At 55.7% G+C, this 17,789-nt stretch carries 15 protein-coding genes and 1 pseudogene; 7 read left to right on the plus strand and 9 right to left on the minus strand.

The genetic code is table 11. The features are described from left to right. Positions 1–4 precede the first annotated feature (4 nt). The 6 genes from OK409_RS01640 to yeiP all read right to left on the minus strand — a co-directional run bounded on the left by OK409_RS01640 (position 5) and on the right by yeiP (position 7,101). Positions 5–1,813: an extracellular solute-binding protein gene (locus OK409_RS01640; RefSeq protein ID WP_157352631.1), complete on the minus strand. Its 1,809-nt coding sequence runs from the start codon at positions 1,811–1,813 to the stop codon at positions 5–7. A 44-nt stretch (positions 1,814–1,857) separates the two neighbouring features. After that, positions 1,858–3,420, minus strand: a complete 1,563-nt coding sequence (locus OK409_RS01645) for a cyclic di-GMP phosphodiesterase (RefSeq protein ID WP_245116339.1) — start codon at positions 3,418–3,420, stop codon at positions 1,858–1,860. Positions 3,421–3,642: 222 nt separating this feature from the next. Next, entirely contained in the window at positions 3,643–4,218 is a 576-nt protein-coding gene (mepS, locus tag OK409_RS01650) for a bifunctional murein DD-endopeptidase/murein LD-carboxypeptidase (RefSeq protein ID WP_010248316.1), read from the minus strand. Between the two features lie 512 nt (positions 4,219–4,730). Next, positions 4,731–5,438: a phosphatase PAP2 family protein gene (locus tag OK409_RS01655; protein ID WP_010671014.1), complete on the minus strand. Its 708-nt coding sequence runs from the start codon at positions 5,436–5,438 to the stop codon at positions 4,731–4,733. A 45-nt stretch (positions 5,439–5,483) separates the two neighbouring features. Then, a complete protein-coding gene (locus OK409_RS01660) occupies positions 5,484–6,452 on the minus strand; it encodes a CobW family GTP-binding protein (RefSeq protein ID WP_264366673.1) in 969 nt (322 codons plus the stop codon). A gap of 76 nt (positions 6,453–6,528) precedes the next feature. Then, complete coding sequence (gene yeiP / locus OK409_RS01665) at positions 6,529–7,101, minus strand: elongation factor P-like protein YeiP (RefSeq protein WP_163636661.1); 573 nt, start codon at positions 7,099–7,101, stop codon at positions 6,529–6,531. 343 nt (positions 7,102–7,444) lie between these two features. Between yeiP and OK409_RS01670 the strand changes: the two genes are divergently transcribed. Beyond that, a complete protein-coding gene (locus OK409_RS01670; RefSeq protein ID WP_010248308.1) occupies positions 7,445–7,699 on the plus strand; it encodes a YkgJ family cysteine cluster protein in 255 nt (84 codons plus the stop codon). 39 nt (positions 7,700–7,738) lie between these two features. On the opposite strand, the pseudogene OK409_RS01675 reads toward OK409_RS01670, so the two are convergent. Continuing rightward, positions 7,739–7,975, minus strand: a pseudogene (locus OK409_RS01675) (type II toxin-antitoxin system VapC family toxin); the annotation flags it as partial. 312 nt (positions 7,976–8,287) lie between these two features. Between OK409_RS01675 and fruB the strand changes: the two are divergent. From fruB to fruA, 3 genes are read left to right on the plus strand one after another with little or no spacing between them, the layout of a single operon-like run. Then, positions 8,288–9,418, plus strand: coding sequence for a fused PTS fructose transporter subunit IIA/HPr protein (gene fruB, locus OK409_RS01680; protein ID WP_010248303.1), 1,131 nt, complete (start codon positions 8,288–8,290; stop codon positions 9,416–9,418). Next, positions 9,415–10,353, plus strand: a complete 939-nt coding sequence (gene fruK / locus OK409_RS01685) for a 1-phosphofructokinase (RefSeq protein ID WP_010248301.1) — start codon at positions 9,415–9,417, stop codon at positions 10,351–10,353. Before fruB ends, fruK begins: the two co-directional genes overlap by 4 nt. Before the next feature lie 16 nt (positions 10,354–10,369). After that, a complete protein-coding gene (gene fruA / locus OK409_RS01690; RefSeq protein ID WP_033767421.1) occupies positions 10,370–12,082 on the plus strand; it encodes a PTS fructose transporter subunit IIBC in 1,713 nt (570 codons plus the stop codon). Between the two features lie 639 nt (positions 12,083–12,721). Here fruA and nfo read toward each other — a convergent pair. Together nfo and OK409_RS01700 are read right to left on the minus strand one after the other, a co-directional pair. Then, positions 12,722–13,567, minus strand: a complete 846-nt coding sequence (nfo, locus tag OK409_RS01695; protein ID WP_010671008.1) for a deoxyribonuclease IV — start codon at positions 13,565–13,567, stop codon at positions 12,722–12,724. Between the two features lie 51 nt (positions 13,568–13,618). After that, positions 13,619–14,674, minus strand: coding sequence for a YeiH family protein (locus OK409_RS01700; RefSeq protein ID WP_256844383.1), 1,056 nt, complete (start codon positions 14,672–14,674; stop codon positions 13,619–13,621). A gap of 106 nt (positions 14,675–14,780) precedes the next feature. Between OK409_RS01700 and OK409_RS01705 the strand changes: the two genes are divergently transcribed. The 3 genes from OK409_RS01705 (at position 14,781) to OK409_RS01715 (ending at position 17,615) form a co-directional block, all read left to right on the plus strand. Further along, positions 14,781–15,155, plus strand: a complete 375-nt coding sequence (locus tag OK409_RS01705) for a YkvA family protein (RefSeq protein ID WP_031592072.1) — start codon at positions 14,781–14,783, stop codon at positions 15,153–15,155. Between the two features lie 9 nt (positions 15,156–15,164). Beyond that, positions 15,165–16,031: a DNA-binding transcriptional regulator YeiE gene (gene yieE / locus OK409_RS01710; RefSeq protein WP_010248285.1), complete on the plus strand. Its 867-nt coding sequence runs from the start codon at positions 15,165–15,167 to the stop codon at positions 16,029–16,031. Positions 16,032–16,148: 117 nt separating this feature from the next. After that, a complete protein-coding gene (locus tag OK409_RS01715; protein WP_022625044.1) occupies positions 16,149–17,615 on the plus strand; it encodes an amino acid permease in 1,467 nt (488 codons plus the stop codon). Positions 17,616–17,789: the final 174 nt, after the last annotated feature.

Consider the following 17,789-nt stretch of genomic DNA (forward strand, 5'->3'; position numbering starts at 1 on the left):
CTCCTTAGCGTTTGCTGGCCGGCAGGCGTCCGGCTTTGTTTGTGTCGTACCACCAGTTTTCCAGTCCGACGCTGTAGGCTGGCTTGCGGGCAGGGTGAGAAAACTTATCCCAGTACGCCAGCCGCTGCTCTGCGTTGTACCACATCGGGATCATATACGCATTCCACAGCAGCACCCGGTCCAGCGCCTGGGCCAGCGGCCGCAGCGCGGCGGGATCACCCTGATGCGCCACAATCTGTTTCACGAAATGATCGACTACAGGCTCTTTGACCCGCGCGGTATTCCACGACGAGGCGATAAAGTCAGACTGCCACAGGATCTGCAGACTGGAGGTCGGGATCGGCATCGCACCATAGACCGTGGCAATCATGTCATAGTCGCCTTCGCGCCAGCGCCGCAGATACTGCGAGTTATCGATCTGCCGCAGGTTCAGCGTAATGCCAAGTCGGGAAAGATTGTGCTGGAACGGTAACGCCCAGTCGGTATTGGTGCCACCGCGCAGCAGGAGTTCTATGGTAAACGGCTGACCGGTTTTATCATTGACCAGACGGCGATTTTTTATCTGCCAGCCCGCCTGTTTCAGCAGGTCAGACGCTTTTAACAGGCTGGCGCGGTCATAGCCGCTGCCGTCGGTTTTGTGTGGCTGATAAGGCTGGCTGAACAGCTCAGGTGGCAGTTGCGCGCGCCAGGGTTCAAGCAGGGCCTGCTGCTGTGCATCCGGCACGCCGCTGGCCGCATACGCCGTGTTCTGGAAATAGCTGCTGGCGCGCTGCCAGGCACCGTAATAGAGCGCCTTGTTCATCCACTCGAAATCGAACATCAGTGACAGCGCCTGACGCACGCGGCGATCCTGGAACAGCGGTTTTTCATTGTTGAATGCCAGCCAGCGGGTATCGATAGCGGCATCGTTAGGCGTGGTCTCTTTAACGATGCTGCCATCGTCAAAATTGCGGCCGCGATACTGGGTAGCCCATTTCTTTGCCGATGTCTCTTCACGCAGATCGTAAGCACCCGCCTTGAAGGCTTCAAATGCCACATTGTCATCCAGATAGTAGTCATAGCGCATTCGATCAAAATTAAAGCGTCCGCGATTGACCGGCAGATCAGCGGCCCAGTAATCTTTTACCCGGCTGAACTCAATAAACTGTCCCAGCTTCCAGCGAGTGATGCGATAGGGTCCGCTCGACAAGGGTGGCTCGCTTAACGGCTCATTAAACTTCTTATCGCGCCAGAACGACTCTGCGATAACCGGCAGCGTCAGTAAGCCAAGCAGCAGATCTTTATCCGGCTTCTGTGCCTCGATGCGTACAGTGAGATCGTTCAGCGCTTTAACGGTCACGCCACGGTAGGCGACGCGAAATTGAGGCACGCCCTCGCTCATGAATTTCTGATAGGTGAACGCCACGTCGCGGGCGGTGATGGGTGTGCCATTCTGAAAACGGGCGCGAGTGTTAAGGCGGATCTCAATCCACGTAAAATCGCTGGCGTAGCGCGCTGACTCGGCAATCAGCGGATAATAACTGCCAGGTTCATCGTCTGAGCTGGTGTAAAGCCCATCATAAAGCGTGCCGGTGTTAATGCCCGGATTACCGCGAGAAGCGTAGCGGTTGAAGTTGTCGTAAGTGCCCACCACCGCCATGGTGATGCTGCCGCCTTTGGGTGCGCGGGGATCGGCGTAGTCGTAATGGCTGAAGCCGGGCGGATATTTCGCTTCACCGGCCTGGGTGAACGCGTAGCTTTGCTGGACAGAGGCCGCCAGCAGCGGGGCGCTGAGCAGGCTGCACAGCAGCAGAAGTCCGGAACGAAACAGCATGCACTCTCCTGTCAGATGTCTGGCGCGATTCGGGCCAGGTAGTGTCAGGCGTTATGACGCCGGAAATAGTCTATCAGCGTTTCCGGCCGCAGCGGACGGCTAAAGATGTAACCCTGCAGATGGGTGACACCGCGGTTAATCAGCCAGGCAGCCTGCTCGCCGGTTTCTACCCCTTCGGCCACACTTTTCAGGTTCAGCTTCTTAGCCAGCTGCAGCACGGTATCGAGCACCGGCGAGGTCAGGCTATCCGTACCGATACTCTGAACAAAACCGCGATCGATTTTCAGATAATCAAAGTCATAACGTTCCAGATAGATCAGCGCGCTGTGACCGGTACCGAAATCATCAATGGCGATATGGATCTGCTGCTGATGCAGCCAGTCAAACAGTTCTCCAACGTTTTCGTCGCGCACCATGGCTCGCTCGGTGATCTCAAACACGTAAGTAAAGTGGTTCGCAGGCATAGTATCAAGCCAGCGCAGCACATCCTGACGGAAACCGCTGTCAGCCAGATGCAGGGGTGAAATGTTGAGGCTGAGGCAGGCATGACGGGGAATGGTATGACACAGCAGGTGGGCATCACGGGAAACAAGCTGAAACAGATGTCGGGTCAGGGGAATAATCAGGTTCTGCGCCTCGGCATAGTGAATAAACACATCGGGCGGAATCGGGCCTTTCGTCGGGTGGGTCCAGCGCAGTAACGCTTCCATCCCATACGGCTGACCATCATGGGAGGTGACCAGCGGCTGATATTCGACGTGAAATTCACCGCGCTTCATGCCCCGAATCAGCTCTTTACCAGGGCGCTGATAAACCGACAACAGCAGCCAGCAAGCGCCTGAAACCAGCAGCGACAGTAGCAGGCCGCTCAGCAGGATATTCTGATAATCGCTGAACGCCAGAGTGGAACCGTACAACACAAACTGCAGCGGATAGCCTGTCAGCGCCTGCCGGTGCAGCGGCATCGGCAGGTTTTTATTCTGCATGACGACGGATTGCCAGCTGGTTAAGGCACTGCGTTGTGCCACCAGTGCCATACCGGTGATTTCCGGATGCCCGGACGCCAGCAGCTGATAGGGTGCCAGGGTAATATTCAGCGTCGCGAAAACGCCTGACTGCAGGCTGCCGGGATTTTTGATCCACAACGCCAGCGCCGGTTTATTGGGCTGCAACGGCGTGCCCGGCATCAGCTGCAGATCGATATCACGCGAAATATCACTCAGGGGCGCAATTACATTGAGCGGCAGATTAAAACTGCCGGTGGCCGAGGAGCAAAAAGCATTACCTTCTTTAACCAGCAGGATGGCACGAAGATTTCCGGCAAAGGCGGCGCGTGAGGTGAGTTCACGATTGATGGTATTGCAGGCAGTGTGGGTAAACGGAAGCAGGGGACTGAGAGTACTGTTAATCAGGCTGGAGAGCGTTTGCTGCAATGCCGTGCGGCTGTTCTCCAGCAGTTGCTGATGCTGTCGTTCGCGCTTCTGCCAGGTCTGGTGAAGCGAGAGTGCAGCAAATAACAGAAAGAATAAGCCGCCAGCCATCGCACTACTCCATGCGATACGGCGAGGATAGGTGGCATGGCGCCGTAGCGCCCCCGACAGTGGCATGAGGAGCTTCCCCTAATCAAATTATTATTATGTTATTGCGCACGACGGCTTCGGTTTAAGCGACCGAGAATATAACGAGACGGCGGGAAATGTCTTGCTATTAATCTGAGTCAGAATGCTTTTATCTTATATAACTGCTGGTAAAAATGATTAAAGGCGAAAAAAAACGCTGCATAAGCAGCGTTTCATGTTCTCTGGCTGAGAGAAGATCGAAAGTGGTTATCAGGTCGGGTTACGACTTAATACACGGCGTCCTTCACGGTAGCGCTTTTTCCAGTAATCATCATTCAGACTGGAGATCATCACGCCACTGCTGGTCGAGGCATGAACGAAGTTATCGTTGCCAAGATAGATGCCAACGTGACGGCCCGTAGAGCCTGCACGGAACATCACCAGATCGCCGGGACGCAGTTTACTGCGGGTAATCTCTTTACCGGTGTCCTGCTGCTGAGAGGTAGAACGCGGTAATTCTAAGCCAAACTGATCGCGGAAGGTGCGTTGTACAAAGGCGGAACAATCGATCCCGCGTTTAGTATCGCCACCGAGGCGATAGCGCACACCTTTCCAGACGGCGTATTGTTCCATGATGCGCGACTTAACGTCGACATTACGCACCATTTCTTCAAACTCATCCTGAGACGCCTGAAGTAAAAAACCATTGTGGTTGTTAACTTCATGATTCTCGTTATTCGCGTTTTGACTGCTATGGGTACTGCTACAAGCTGAGAGGAGTGTTGCCAGCGCCACTGCGGGCACGATCCGCAAGATATATCTCAGTATTGGTTGAGACTTGACCATTATTCGGGTTTTCCTTCGATTTCCTTACGACAAGATTGTCGCCAGCCAGATGACAAAACAGGGAGATTAATAAGCGAAACAGACTAAGACAAATCCTTAATTACTAAAATGTGTTAATGGACACATTTTAACGGTAAAAAATCCGAATTTTCTGCCGCTTTTGCCTCACTGCGACTGAGGTTAACTGATTACAGACGCCGTGGCGAGTGCTTTTAATCAATTTCATATAGGTTTTTTTGATGTGAAATCAAACCGTAACACACTGACTACTTTAGCTACAATTGTGGTCAAATGATGGTGAGAACAGGGAGTTAAAGGGGGGCTAATTCGGGGCATAGCCGCTATTTTTAGAGTTTTCTTTATTGACAGAGGATATTGGCGACTATTTAACCTGCCAGCAGGGTCATAACCTTTTCTTTTCGTGAATTTAATTAGCAGGCTAATAGTGATGGGGTGTTTTTTATAAGCGCGGGCGGTTTAAACCAGGGGTTTAAATCGTCCGCGCTTAACATTTACGTCACGGGCTTATATTTACCCGGCAATTTGCGATAAAACCAGTTAACCAATACGTCACTGGCTGGCGTTAATAGCCACCAGCTCAGACCCACTAATACCACCGACATTGAACCGACAGCAACATCGGTAAACCAGTGCGCACCGGCCATGATGCGTGGCAGTGAAAATATCACCACAATAGCCGTGGCAATTAAAAAGCGGCTGAAACCAAAATAACGCCAGATAAAGCAGGCGAAAATGATCAGCATCATACCGTGGTCGCCGGGGAAGCTATCTTTTGAAGCATCTTTTGCGGGAATACCGGTCAGTTCACTGACGCGATGCACGTTCTCGAAGAACAGTGTCGGACTGGAGTGTTTAACCGGCAATAAATGGCCCAGCTGATTGAGAACGACGGCGGTCAGCAGCATGGTGATGCCGATTGCCAGCATCCGGCGCTGCGCCTGTGGCGTTTCGCGCCGCCAGATCGACAGGTAAAGCAGACCCATCGCCAGCAATGACACCGCATCAAAACCACGGTAATTCGTGATAGCGACGATCAGCGCGAACAGCGGATGGGTCACCATCTGGCTATTGAAGCCAAAGAAAATAGATTTATCGACGCCGAACCAGAAGCCATGTTCCGGGGGCAGATACCATGACAGAAATAGCACCACGCCCAGTGCATTAAGCAGCAGGATAGTAATAAGGCGAGTTACGCGCATAGTTAAACTCATTATTATTAAAAATAACCGCCGACAATACCTCTGTCAGCGTAAACGGCACTTCAACAATGCCGATTGTAGACGATTCCAGTCAGCCTGTTGAGAATGAATGAGCTCAATACGGCTATCGGATGGCGGTGAGGGGAGTATTTCACTCTGCAGCTCATTTGCCTCGCGATTGATACGCAGGGCGCCTTCTGTCGTGCGCATCACTCCTTTAACGCGATCTACCGGCGCCTGCCGAACCCATTCCAGCAGCGTGCCGCTGTCGAACAGCGTATCACCATCAAACAGCCAGCCGCAGGCGCTATAACCCTGGCCGTGGTTCAGCGCCCGACGCCAGCGCGCCTCGCCATTCAGTCGCAACGCCGCCAGACCGCTGGTGGGACCCGACGAATGATGGTGCTGCGGCACGGGAAGCTCGCGCGGCTGCCGGGGTGTATCCAGCAGGGAAAGGGGGATCTGACCAAATTCTGTCTCTATCAGAGGGCGCGCAGGCTGCATCTGCTGCTGCCAGTCAGCCAGGCGCTGACGATCCGCCTGATCCCAGCAGTCGCGCTTATTAGCGATGACAAGGTCGGCGGCAGCCAGCTGATCGCGGAAGTTTTCATTGGCAACGATACGAGGATCAGCCAGCTGACGCGCATCCAGCAGCGTCAGTGTGGCATTCAGTTGCAGCCACGACTGATAGACGGGCGCACTCAACATCTCCAGCACCTGACGAGGATGGCCCAGGCCGGTTGGCTCGATCAGCAGCCGATCGGGTTTGCTCTTCAGCAGCATATTCAGCCCGACCTGCATCGGCAGGCCATTCACACAGCACAGGCAGCCGCCGGGGATCTCTTTCAGCGTGGCACCGCGATCGGCCAGCAGGGCGCCGTCGATCCCGATCTCACCAAATTCATTAACCAGCACCGCCCAGTTTTCCCCGGACGGCCTGGCAGCCAGCAGATGGCAGAGCAGCGTGGTTTTGCCGCTGCCCAAAAAACCGGTAATCAGATTAACGCGTGTCATGGGAGTGACTCCTGCCGGGGAATAACGTGATAATGTAATAATATAACACTATCACGATCGGCAGCAGGCTTCTGATTTAGTCTGCACGGCCCATATAGCGGCGTTCAGCAATGTGGATGCGGATGCGGTCACCGTTGCTGAGGTATTCCGGTACCTGAATCGAGAGGCCTGTACTCATACCGGCGGGTTTGGTGCGGGCGCTGGCAGAAGCACCTTTAATACCTGGTGAAGTATCCACAATCTCCATATCCACGGTTTGTGGCAGTTCCAGCGCCAGCACCTGACCTTCCATCGTCAGCACGTGAATGCCAGGGATACCGCCTTCAGGGATAAACAGCAGCTCTTCTTCAATCTGCTCCTGTTTAAAGGCGTAGGGGGTGTAATCCTCATCATCCATAAAAATATATTCGTCACCATCTATATAAGAGAAGGTCACGCTGCGACGGCTGAGCGAAATTGCATCAATAATCTCGTCGCCTTTAAAGCGCTCTTCCACTTTTAAGCCGGTGCGGACATCGGTAAAGCGCATTTTATACAGGGTGGCGGCACCGCGTGCGCTGGGGCTCTGGACATCAATATCTTTAACCAGCAGCAGTTTACCGTTGTGCGTGACGGCCATCCCTTTTTTGATTTCATTGGCTTTTGGCATTGCTGTTCTCGCTATCTTGAGAGTGAAGTGCGCGCAACGTTACTCGCGCCGATGAAAACTGGCAATATCACCGGCGTGAAATTTTGTCTCAGGCCGCGGCTTTCATGGCAATTGCCGCCCCGGACTGCTATTGTCGCCGCGACTTTCTCTGCCTGAGCACAGCATGCAATGCCGTAGCCAGGGCGGTGCCTGTGGTACAGCGCCCTCTATCTCTTCACCGATTTCTGACATGGGTGACAGTGAACGATTTAAGCAGGAAGTTAAGAGCTGAAGGGTGTGGTGTCGCTCCCTCTGAGGTTCTGTTACTGTCTGTTGTATCCTGAAGGTCGCGTGAGAGGTGTTAATGCAGTGTCGTATTGATTGTGGAGCCTGCTGCATTGCGCCGTCAATCTCCAGCCCCATCCCCGGAATGCCGCAGGGTAAACCCGCGAATGTCCGATGCATTCAGTTATCGGATGAAAATTTGTGCATGATTTTCGGTTCAGCTTTAAGGCCGAAAGTATGTGGAAGTCTGCAACCTTCAGTTGATATGTGTCTTACAGACCGTACCTCAGCCATGACCTACCTGATTGAGCTTGAAGCCAGCACACGTGCCTGAGAACCCTCCCACTGCTTAGATTTAATCCCGCGTCAGCAGTTAGCTGACCCACTCTTCCAGCTGCAATCCGGGTACCCGTTCAAACTCGCGTGTGTTATTGGTCACCAGAATAGCCCTGGCCGCAATGGCATGCCCGGCAATCGCGGTGTCGTTGGGACCAATGGGCGTTCCGGCAGCAGCCAGCGCCGCTTTGATTTCAGTGGTTGCATCTGCCGCTGCGCGATCCCATGAAAGAACAGCATCAAGACGTGCGCAGAATGCATCCACCAATTGCAAACGTATCTGCTGTAAACCGAAGCGGATACCGCGCCCTGAGGCGCTGACGCTGCTGAAGTTTTTCGGTCCACCCATTCTCACTTTACAGCAGCAGCGTCAGCCTGTTCGCCCGCTAATCACCTAAACCTGCCCGAAATGTGCGTAACGTCAAAAATCTGCTACGCCGTTTGCGCATTTTCTTGCCTGGCGAAAGCGGCTGTACCACAATCCCTGAAACGTTTCAGCGGTGACTGCGCCATCTGTTTTCCTCAGCATGGCGTAAAATCTTTCCCACTAGCTGAAACGATTCAATCTCAGCAAGCGAGGAGAATTATGTTCCAGCTCGAATTGCAGGCCATCCATACCGGAGCCAGCGCCCAGAATAAAGAAGAGGCCATTCGTCAGGTTGCTGCCGCGTTAACCGCGGCGGGCAATGTGACCGAAGGGTACGTCAACGGCATGCTGGCGCGCGAACAGCAGACCTCAACCTTTCTTGGCAACGGCATCGCAATCCCTCATGGCACCACCGATACCCGCGATCTGGTGCTGAAAACCGGCGTTCAGGTTTTCCAGTTTCCGCAGGGCATCGCCTGGGGTGACGATCAGACAGCCTATGTTGCCATCGGGATTGCCGCTAAGTCGGATGAACATCTGGCGCTGCTGCGTCAGCTGACCCATGTGCTGAGCGATGACACCATTGCAGAACAGTTAAAAACCGCCTCTGCTGAAGATCTTCGTGCGTTGCTGATGGGCGAGAAACAAGCCGCTGAATTCAGCTTCGACACCTCATTAATCACGCTCAACGTGGCTGCCAGTGATCTGATCACCTTACAGGCGATGAACGCCGGTCGGCTGCAGTCCGCTGGTGTGGTGGATGCCAGTTACGTCGCAGACGTGGTTTCAACGCCTCCGCTGAATCTGGGTCAGGGCATCTGGCTCAGCGACAGCAGCCTCGGCAACCTGCGCAGCGGCGTGGCTATCAGCCGCGCTGAACATGCCTTCGACCATCAGGGCGAATCGGCTGCGATGTTAATCAGCGTTTCGGCGACCGATGAACGTCCGCTGGAAGTGCTGGGTTACCTCAGCGCATTGCTGCAGCAGGGCAAAGCGGATCGTCTGTTGAAAGCGGATGCTGCAGGCGTTTACGCACTGCTCACCAGCGAAGTCGATGAGCAGGCTGACGTGCTGACGGCTGAATTTACCATTCGCAACGAACACGGCCTGCACGCCCGTCCAGGCACGGCGCTGGTCAGCGTGATCAAGCAGTTCAACAGCGACATCACCGTGACCAATCTCGACGGCAGCGGCAAACCCGCTAATGGCCGCAGCCTGATGAAAGTGGTTGCGCTGGGCGTGAAGAAAGGTCATCGCCTGCGCTTCACCGCCAGCGGTGAAGATGCACAGCAGGCACTGAACGCGATTGAAGAAGCGATCACCAGTGGTCTGGGTGAGGGGGCATCATGAGCAGACGCGTCGCCACCATTACGCTGAATCCGGCGTATGACCTGGTGGGATATACCCCTGAAATTGAACGTGGCGAAGTTAACCTGGTGAAAACCACCGGGCTGCATGCTGCGGGCAAGGGCATCAACGTAGCCAAAGTACTTAAAGATCTAGGTATCGATGTCACCGTCGGTGGCTTCATGGGGAAAGAGAATCAGGACGGTTTCCAGCAGTTGTTCAGTGAGCTGGGCATAGCCAACCGTTTCCATGTCGTGCCTGGCCGTACCCGTATCAACGTTAAACTCACTGAACAGACCGGTGACGTCACCGATCTGAATTTCTCCGGTTTTCAGGTGACGGCGCAGGACTGGGATCGTTTTACTACCGATTCTCTGACCTGGCTGGGCCAGTTCGATATGGTCTGTGTCAGCGGTAGCCTGCCAGAGGGCGTCGACCACGATGCCTTTACCCGCTGGATGACCGAACTTCGCACCCACTGCCCATGCATCATCTTTGACAGCAGCCGCGAGGCGCTGGTGGCAGGACTGAAGGCGGCACCGTGGCTGGTTAAACCTAACCGACGTGAGCTGGAAATCTGGGCCGGTCGCAAACTGCCAACCCTGCAGGATGTGATTGGCGCTGCGCACGAACTGCGCGAGCAGGGTATCGCCCATGTGGTGATTTCGCTGGGCGCAGAAGGTGCTCTGTGGGTCAACGCTTCTGGCGAATGGATCGCTAAACCGCCGGTGTGCGAAGTGGTCAGCACCGTGGGTGCAGGCGACTCAATGGTTGGCGGCCTGATTTATGGCCTGCTGATGCGCGAATCCAGCGAACACACGCTGCGTCTTGCGACTGCCGTGGCGGCGATGGCCGTCAGCCAGAGCAATGTTGGCGTTTCCGATCGTACTCAGTTGGCCGCAATGATGGCGCGCGTCGACTTACAACCCGTTAACTGACAGCAGGAGAGCGATAATGAAAACGCTGCTGATTAAAGACCCTACACTGGGACTGGCTTCCGCATATATGGCACAACAGCGTCTGGCGGCTGCCGCCGCTGCGGCGGGCCTGACCCTGACTGATAATCCTGCCGACGCTGAGCTGGCGATTGTGCTGGGCAAAAACGTACCGGACGATGCGGCGCTGAACGGCAAAGCGGTCTGGCTGGGCGATATCCAGCTGGCAGTACGTGAGCCAGAAACCTTCCTGAACCGCGCGAAAGCAGAAGCGAAAACCTGGCAGGCTCCGGCTGCGGTAGCAACACCTGCAGCAGGCGCACCTGCTGCACCGGCTCAGGCTGGCGCGCAGAAACGCGTCGTCGCGGTGACCGCCTGTCCGACCGGCGTGGCGCACACCTTTATGGCTGCCGAGGCCATTCAGGCTGAAGCGACCCGTCGCGGCTGGTGGGTGAAAGTTGAAACCCGTGGTTCAGTGGGTGCCGGTAATGCGATCACTCCGGAAGAAGTCGCTGCCGCCGATCTGGTGATCGTCGCAGCTGATATCGAAGTCGATCTGGCGAAATTTGCCGGTAAGCCGATGTACCGTACCTCAACCGGTCTGGCGCTGAAGAAAACCGCGCAGGAGCTGGATAAAGCGGTAGCAGAAGCGAAGCCGTATAAAGCGGCGGCTGGCGGACAGAACAATAGCAGTGAAGAAGAGAAGAAAGGCGGAGCAGGGGCTTATCGTCACCTGCTGACCGGTGTTTCTTACATGCTGCCGATGGTGGTCGCAGGTGGTCTGAGCATCGCGCTGTCGTTTGCCTTTGGTATCACGGCGTTTAAAGAGCAGGGCACGCTGGCTGCGGCGCTGATGCAAATTGGTGGTGGCAGCGCCTTTGCCCTGATGGTGCCGGTGCTGGCGGGCTTTATCGCCTTCTCCATCGCTGACCGTCCGGGTCTGACGCCGGGTCTGATTGGCGGTATGATCGCCACCAGCATCAACGCAGGTTTCTTAGGCGGTATTATCGCGGGCTTTATTGCCGGTTATGCGGCGAAGCTGATCAGCGGCAAAGTTAAACTGCCGCAGAGTATGGAAGCGCTGAAACCGATACTGATTATTCCCCTGTTCGCCAGTCTGATCACCGGTCTGCTGATGATCTACGTAGTGGGTAAACCGGTTGCTGGCATCATGAACGGCCTGACGCACTGGCTGGCCAACATGGGAACGGCGAATGCGGTCCTGCTGGGTGCCATTCTGGGCGGCATGATGTGTACCGATATGGGCGGTCCGGTAAACAAAGTGGCTTACGCGTTTGGCGTCGGGTTACTGAGTTCGCAGACCTATGCGCCAATGGCAGCCATTATGGCAGCCGGTATGGTGCCACCGCTGGCGATGGGGCTGGCGACGCTGGTTGCCCGTCGTAAATTCAATAAAGGTCAGCAGGAAGGTGGTAAAGCAGCACTGGTTCTGGGTCTTTGCTTTATCTCTGAAGGCGCGATTCCGTTTGCCGCCCGTGACCCGATGCGCGTTCTGCCTTGCTGTATCGTTGGCGGTGCAACCACCGGCGCGATCTCCATGGCGATTGGCGCAAAACTGATGGCTCCGCACGGTGGACTGTTCGTGCTGCTGATCCCTGGCGCGATTACCCCGGTTATCGGCTATCTGATGGCGATCATCATCGGCACCGCGATTGCGGGTCTGAGCTATGCGGTACTGAAACGTCCGGAAGAGCAGCTGGTGAAAGCCTGATTTGCAGAAGTGCATAATCTGCTGAAGTGAAAATAACAGGGAGCCGGATGGCTCCCTGTTTGCTTTTACAGACGGTTCCCGAAGTCAAAGCGACGGGAGCATACGCCTGGAGTAAAGCATCGCGGGCCATGGACAAAAAGCCGGGAGCGTTTTTGAACAACGCAAAGCGTTGGCCCGGCTGCGGGCGCACCTTAGGGATGAGGTGCGTAATCGCCCGCGCTGCGCCTGCCAGGGATGGCGTTTTTTTGCGTCTTTACGGAAGGCGTATGCTCCCTGAGCCAGCGTTCTCTCTAAACGAAAAGGGAGCATGCCAGCCAGTTAAGCGACAGGTGATAACGCAGTCTGGTGCCGCTCAGGGGCTGGCGGTCCTCGCGCCGCTGCGCGGTTCCTTCACTTCATTCGCCTGCCTGACGGACCGCCGGGGATGGCACATCCTGTGCCGCCCCGCCTTTCGCCCGCGTCCTGCGGGCTCTCCTGGCAGACTCATTCCGTTCAGCGCTGCGGATTGCCTGCTCCTGATCGCCACCGGCCCGCACTGCGGCTCGCTCGCACTGACAAAAAAGCTGCCACGTTTGACCGTGACAGCCTTTACAAATCTAATCTTAACTGACCAGCATTAAGCCAGCTGGCTCCCTTTTACTATCCCTGCTGTTCGGCTTTCAGCCAGGCAATCTCATCTTTCCAGATATCGGGATTAATGGTTTCCAGAATCAACGGGATGCCATCAAACCGCGGATCTTTCATCAGCCAGCTAAACGCTGTTTTGCCGATATTGCCTTCACCCAGGCTGTGATGACGGTCGACGCGACTGTCGAAGGCACTTTTAGCATCGTTAAGGTGCATGCCGCGCAGATAGTTAAAGCCGACAATGCGCTCAAATTCGGCGAAGGTCGCTTCGCAATCCGCTTCGGTACGCAGATCATAGCCACCAGCAAACGCATGGCAGGTATCAATACAGACGCCGACACGCGATTTATCTTCAACATGCTCAATAATGGTGGCGAGATGCTCGAAGCGGAAACCCAGATTACTGCCCTGACCGGCGGTATTCTCAATGACGGCGGTGACGTTCTGGCTCTGGTCGAGAGCGATGTTGATCGACTCCGCAATCCGCTTCAGACAGGCCTCCTCATCAATCTGATGCAGATGGCTGCCAGGATGGAAGTTCAGCAAAGTCAGGCCGAGCTGGTCGGCACGTCGCAGCTCATCAATAAAAGCCGCGCGGGATTTCTCCAGCGCCTCTTCAACCGGATGACCCAGGTTTATCAGGAAACTGTCGTGCGGCAGGATTTGCTGCGGACCGAATTTGTACGTCTCGCAGGCGGCGCGAAAAGCATCAATCACCTCAGTCGAGAGCGGGGCAGCCTTCCACTGACGTTGATTTTTAGTAAAGAGCGCGAAGGCGGTGGCTTCTATTTCATGGGCGCGGATCACTGCCTGATCCACGCCACCTGCCGCACTCACGTGTGCGCCAATATATTTCATGCCTTTCTCCTGGGGCTGTGCACGGATGAGACGGCATGATACCCGATGCCGCTAGCCCATGAAATGTTGCACCAGCAGATTGATTGCACCGCCGCCCGCGATTAACCAGACAAACACCAGCGCACCCAGCAGCAGCGGTTTAACGCCTGCCTCACGCAATGCCCCGAAACGGGTGGTCAATCCCAGCGCCGCCATCGCCATCGCCAGCAGCAGACCCGCCAGCTGATTCAGCGTCGCCACCACCATGGCAGGCAGCAGCTGCAGCGAGTTAAACAGTGCAACACCGATAAACAGCAGGGCGAACCAGGGAAATGTCACAGCCTGGCGCGCGTTGCTCCCTTGACGTTTGCCGCGTATCACGGCGCTCAGGCAGAGCAAAAAGGGAGCCAGCATCATTACCCGCAGCATTTTGGCAATGACCGCGCTGTTCTCGGCTTCCGGGCTGATGCTGTGTCCGGCGGCCACCACCTGCGCCACTTCATGGATGGTTGAGCCGGTAAAAACCCCGAACTGCGCCGCACTCAGTCCCGGGAACAGCTCATGCGCCAGCGGCCACAGCAGTGGATAGATAAAGATCGCCAGCGTGCCGAACAGCACCACGGTCGCGATAGCCACCGCAACTTTCGACGGCGCGGCTTTCACTACCGGCTCGGTCGCCAGTACAGCCGCAGCACCGCAGATACTGCTGCCCGCACCAATCAGCCAGACGGTATCGCGATCCAGCTTCAGCAGCCGCATGCCCAGCAGGCAGGTTATCAGGAAGGTACTGGTCAGGGTCAGCGCATCAATCAGGATGCCGCTGAAACCGACGTCAGCAATTTGTTGTAAAGTGATGCGAAAGCCAAACAGGATGATCCCCAGCCGCAGCAGTTTCTGCTTAGCCAGCAGCACGCCGTTGTCGCAGCGTGACGCCAGCGGCGAATAGATGCTGTTACCGACCAGGATGCCCAGCATAATCGCCAGAGTCAGTGAACCCAGCCCCAGGGCGGCAATCATCGGCTGCTGCGCCAGCCAGCTGGCTGCCCCGGCAATCACGGCGGTCAGCAGCAGACCCGGGATCCAGAGCGGAACGGGATGATGCGGTTTAGCGATGCTCAGTTCAGTCATGGTGGTCACTCCTCCTGGTTGAGACCCGATCATGACGGCGACTGGCTTAAAAGTGAAATTGATAATATATTTATAATTAACCAGAATAAACGATAAGGCAGCAATCATGATAGTTTCGCGTCTGCGCCGCTGGGCGACGCTGATCAAAAGAGATGTGTTTGTGCTGGGGTTTGCTTTCCGCGATCCCCGCACACCCTGGTGGAACAAGCTGGGGATGCTGGGGCTGGTCGCCTATGGCATCAGCCCGATCGATCTCATTCCTGATGTGATCCCCTTTGTCGGTCTGCTGGATGACGCGGTGATTATCCCGACGGGCGTCATGGTGCTGCTGCGTTTACTGCCGCGAGAGGTGCGCATCAGCAGCAGCGAGCGGGCGCAGTCTCAACGTTCGCGTGGCAAAAAGATTGCAGGCTGGCTGGTGGCGATAGGGCTGATCTGGCTGGCATTAATCATTTACCTGGTCAGGCAGTCACTGAGTTAAGAGGCAACGATGCACATTACGCTGCGGCAAATTGAAGTTTTCACCGAAGTGCTTAAGAGCGGCTCCACCACTCAGGCTTCGCAACTGCTGGCGCTGTCGCAGTCCGCAGTGAGTGCAGCGCTGGCCGATCTGGAGAGTCAGCTCGGCGTGCAACTGTTTGACCGCGTCGGCAAACGGCTGGTGCTGAATGAGCATGGACGGCTGCTCTATCCCCGTGCAGTAGGGCTGCTGGAGCAGGCGGGCGAAATCGAGCAGCTGTTTAAAGAGGATAACGGCGCGATCCGCATCTTTGCCAGCAGCACCATCGGTAACTATCTGCTGCCAGGCATGATGGCCGCTTATCGTCGCGATTTTCCCCGCCTGCCGCTGGAGCTGAGTGTCGGCAACAGTCAGGATGTGATTCAGGCGGTTTCCGATTTCCGCGTCGATGTCGGATTAATTGAAGGGCCGTGCCATATGACCGAGCTGGTCAGTGAACCCTGGCTCGAAGATGAACTGGTGGTGTTTGCCGCGCCAGATGCGGCGATTCTGCAACAGCCGGTGACGCTGCAAACCCTGGCTGACGCCCCGTGGATCCTGCGCGAACGCGGCTCCGGCACCCGTGAAATTGTCGATTATCTGCTGCTGTCGCATCTGCCGAGTTTTCAGCTGGGCATGGAACTGGGCAATTCCGAGGCGATTAAACATGCGGTGCGGCACGGCATGGGCATCAGCTGTCTTTCGCGCCGGGTGATTGCCGATTTGCTGGAGGCGGGCACGCTGGTTGAACTGACGATTCCGCTGCCGCGTCTTATCCGCACGCTCTATCGCATCCACCACCGGCAGAAGCATATTTCCAAAGCACTGACGCGGTTTTTTTCCTATTGTCGCGAGTAATTACTAATAATTCCGGCGCGATCATGAAGTTAACTAATAACAGGTTGGCATTCGCTATACAGAGGCGATCTGGCTGCTACAATCGCGCCTCATTTTTACCCAGCGTAGCGTTAACACATGCATAATGACTCAAATACAACACAACAACCTGCATTACGACGTGCGTTAAAAGCCCGTCACCTGACGATGATCGCCATCGGCGGCTCCATTGGTACCGGCCTGTTTGTCGCCTCCGGTGCCACCATCGCTCAGGCTGGCCCCGGCGGAGCACTGCTCTCCTATATCCTCATCGGCCTGATGGTCTACTTCCTGATGACCAGCCTCGGCGAACTGGCTGCGTTCATGCCGGTATCGGGTTCCTTCGCCACCTACGGCGCAAAATATGTCGAAGAGGGCTTTGGTTTCGCACTCGGCTGGAACTACTGGTACAACTGGGCGGTGACCATCGCGGTTGACCTGGTGGCGTCCCAACTGGTGATGAACTACTGGTTCCCCGACACGCCTGGCTGGATCTGGAGCGCGCTGTTCCTGGGGCTGATGTTCCTGCTCAACTACATTTCGGTCAAAGGCTTTGGCGAGGCGGAATACTGGTTCTCGCTGATTAAAGTGGCCACCGTGATTATCTTTATCATCGTTGGCGTGCTGATGATCACCGGCATTATGCGCGGTGCTGAACATGCGGGCTGGCAGAACTGGCAGGTGGGCGACGCGCCGTTTGCGGGCGGCTTTGCGGCCATGATCGGGGTGGCGATGATTGTGGGATTCTCCTTCCAGGGCACCGAGCTGATCGGTATCGCGGCGGGCGAATCTGAAGATCCGGCGAAGAATATTCCGCGCGCTGTGCGGCAGATTTTCTGGCGTATCCTGCTGTTCTATGTGTTCGCTATCCTGATTATCAGCCTGATCCTGCCATACACCGATCCGCAGTTGCTGCACAATGATATCGACGATATCAGCGTCAGCCCGTTCACCCTGGTGTTCCAGAATGCCGGTCTGCTCTCTGCCGCCGCCGTCATGAATGCGGTGATCCTGACGGCTGTGCTGTCAGCGGGTAACTCCGGGATGTATGCGTCAACGCGTATGCTTTATAACCTGGCCAGCGAAGGTAAAGCGCCACGGATTTTCGCGAAGCTCTCAAAGGGCGGCGTGCCGCGTAATGCCCTGTGGGCCACCACCGTGGTGGCCGGACTGTGCTTCCTGACCTCAAAATTTGGTAATCAGGAAGTCTATCTGTGGCTGCTTAATACCTCAGGCATGACCGGGTTTATCGCCTGGCTGGGTATTGCCATCAGTCACTATCGCTTCCGTCGGGGCTATGTCGCCCAGGGACGTGACCTGAACGATCTGCCTTACCGTTCCGGCTTCTTCCCACTGGGTCCGATTTTCGCCTTTGTGCTCTGCCTGATCATCACGCTGGGTCAGAACTACCAGGCATTCCTTAACGACAGCATCGACTGGTATGGCGTGGCGGCAACCTATATCGGCATTCCGCTGTTCCTGATTATCTGGTTCGGCTACAAGCTGACGCGCGGCAGCCGTTTCGTTAAGTACAGCGAAATGGAGTTTCCGGTTCACAAAGATTAACTCTGTGTAATCGCCCGCACAAAACCCGCCAGGGATGGCGGGTTCTGCGTCTTTGCGAAAGGCGCAGGCTCCCTGAGCCATTCTCCTGCCTGCCACACCGTTTTTTACTGTTTTTTCACGTCTCGCTTATGTTCACGAATTGATAATTATTATCACCTGCACTATTGTGGCTGC

The organism is Pantoea sp. RG18, assembly GCF_025910075.1.
GTDB lineage: Bacteria > Pseudomonadota > Gammaproteobacteria > Enterobacterales > Enterobacteriaceae > Pantoea > Pantoea agglomerans.

What these genes read in the sequence shown, in the direction of transcription:
- OK409_RS01640 (WP_157352631.1), bottom strand. Translation starts at nt 1,813, where the DNA reads ATGCTGTTTCGTTCCGGACTTCTGCTGCTGTGCAGCCTGCTCAGCGCC.
- OK409_RS01645 (WP_245116339.1), bottom strand. Translation starts at nt 3,420, where the DNA reads ATGCCACTGTCGGGGGCGCTACGGCGCCATGCCACCTATCCTCGCCGT.
- mepS (WP_010248316.1), bottom strand. Translation starts at nt 4,218, where the DNA reads ATGGTCAAGTCTCAACCAATACTGAGATATATCTTGCGGATCGTGCCC.
- OK409_RS01655 (WP_010671014.1), bottom strand. Translation starts at nt 5,438, where the DNA reads ATGCGCGTAACTCGCCTTATTACTATCCTGCTGCTTAATGCACTGGGC.
- OK409_RS01660 (WP_264366673.1), bottom strand. Translation starts at nt 6,452, where the DNA reads ATGACACGCGTTAATCTGATTACCGGTTTTTTGGGCAGCGGCAAAACC.
- yeiP (WP_163636661.1), bottom strand. Translation starts at nt 7,101, where the DNA reads ATGCCAAAAGCCAATGAAATCAAAAAAGGGATGGCCGTCACGCACAAC.
- OK409_RS01670 (WP_010248308.1), top strand. Translation starts at nt 7,445, where the DNA reads ATGCAGTGTCGTATTGATTGTGGAGCCTGCTGCATTGCGCCGTCAATC.
- fruB (WP_010248303.1), top strand. Translation starts at nt 8,288, where the DNA reads ATGTTCCAGCTCGAATTGCAGGCCATCCATACCGGAGCCAGCGCCCAG.
- fruK (WP_010248301.1), top strand. Translation starts at nt 9,415, where the DNA reads ATGAGCAGACGCGTCGCCACCATTACGCTGAATCCGGCGTATGACCTG.
- fruA (WP_033767421.1), top strand. Translation starts at nt 10,370, where the DNA reads ATGAAAACGCTGCTGATTAAAGACCCTACACTGGGACTGGCTTCCGCA.
- nfo (WP_010671008.1), bottom strand. Translation starts at nt 13,567, where the DNA reads ATGAAATATATTGGCGCACACGTGAGTGCGGCAGGTGGCGTGGATCAG.
- OK409_RS01700 (WP_256844383.1), bottom strand. Translation starts at nt 14,674, where the DNA reads ATGACTGAACTGAGCATCGCTAAACCGCATCATCCCGTTCCGCTCTGG.
- OK409_RS01705 (WP_031592072.1), top strand. Translation starts at nt 14,781, where the DNA reads ATGATAGTTTCGCGTCTGCGCCGCTGGGCGACGCTGATCAAAAGAGAT.
- yieE (WP_010248285.1), top strand. Translation starts at nt 15,165, where the DNA reads ATGCACATTACGCTGCGGCAAATTGAAGTTTTCACCGAAGTGCTTAAG.
- OK409_RS01715 (WP_022625044.1), top strand. Translation starts at nt 16,149, where the DNA reads ATGCATAATGACTCAAATACAACACAACAACCTGCATTACGACGTGCG.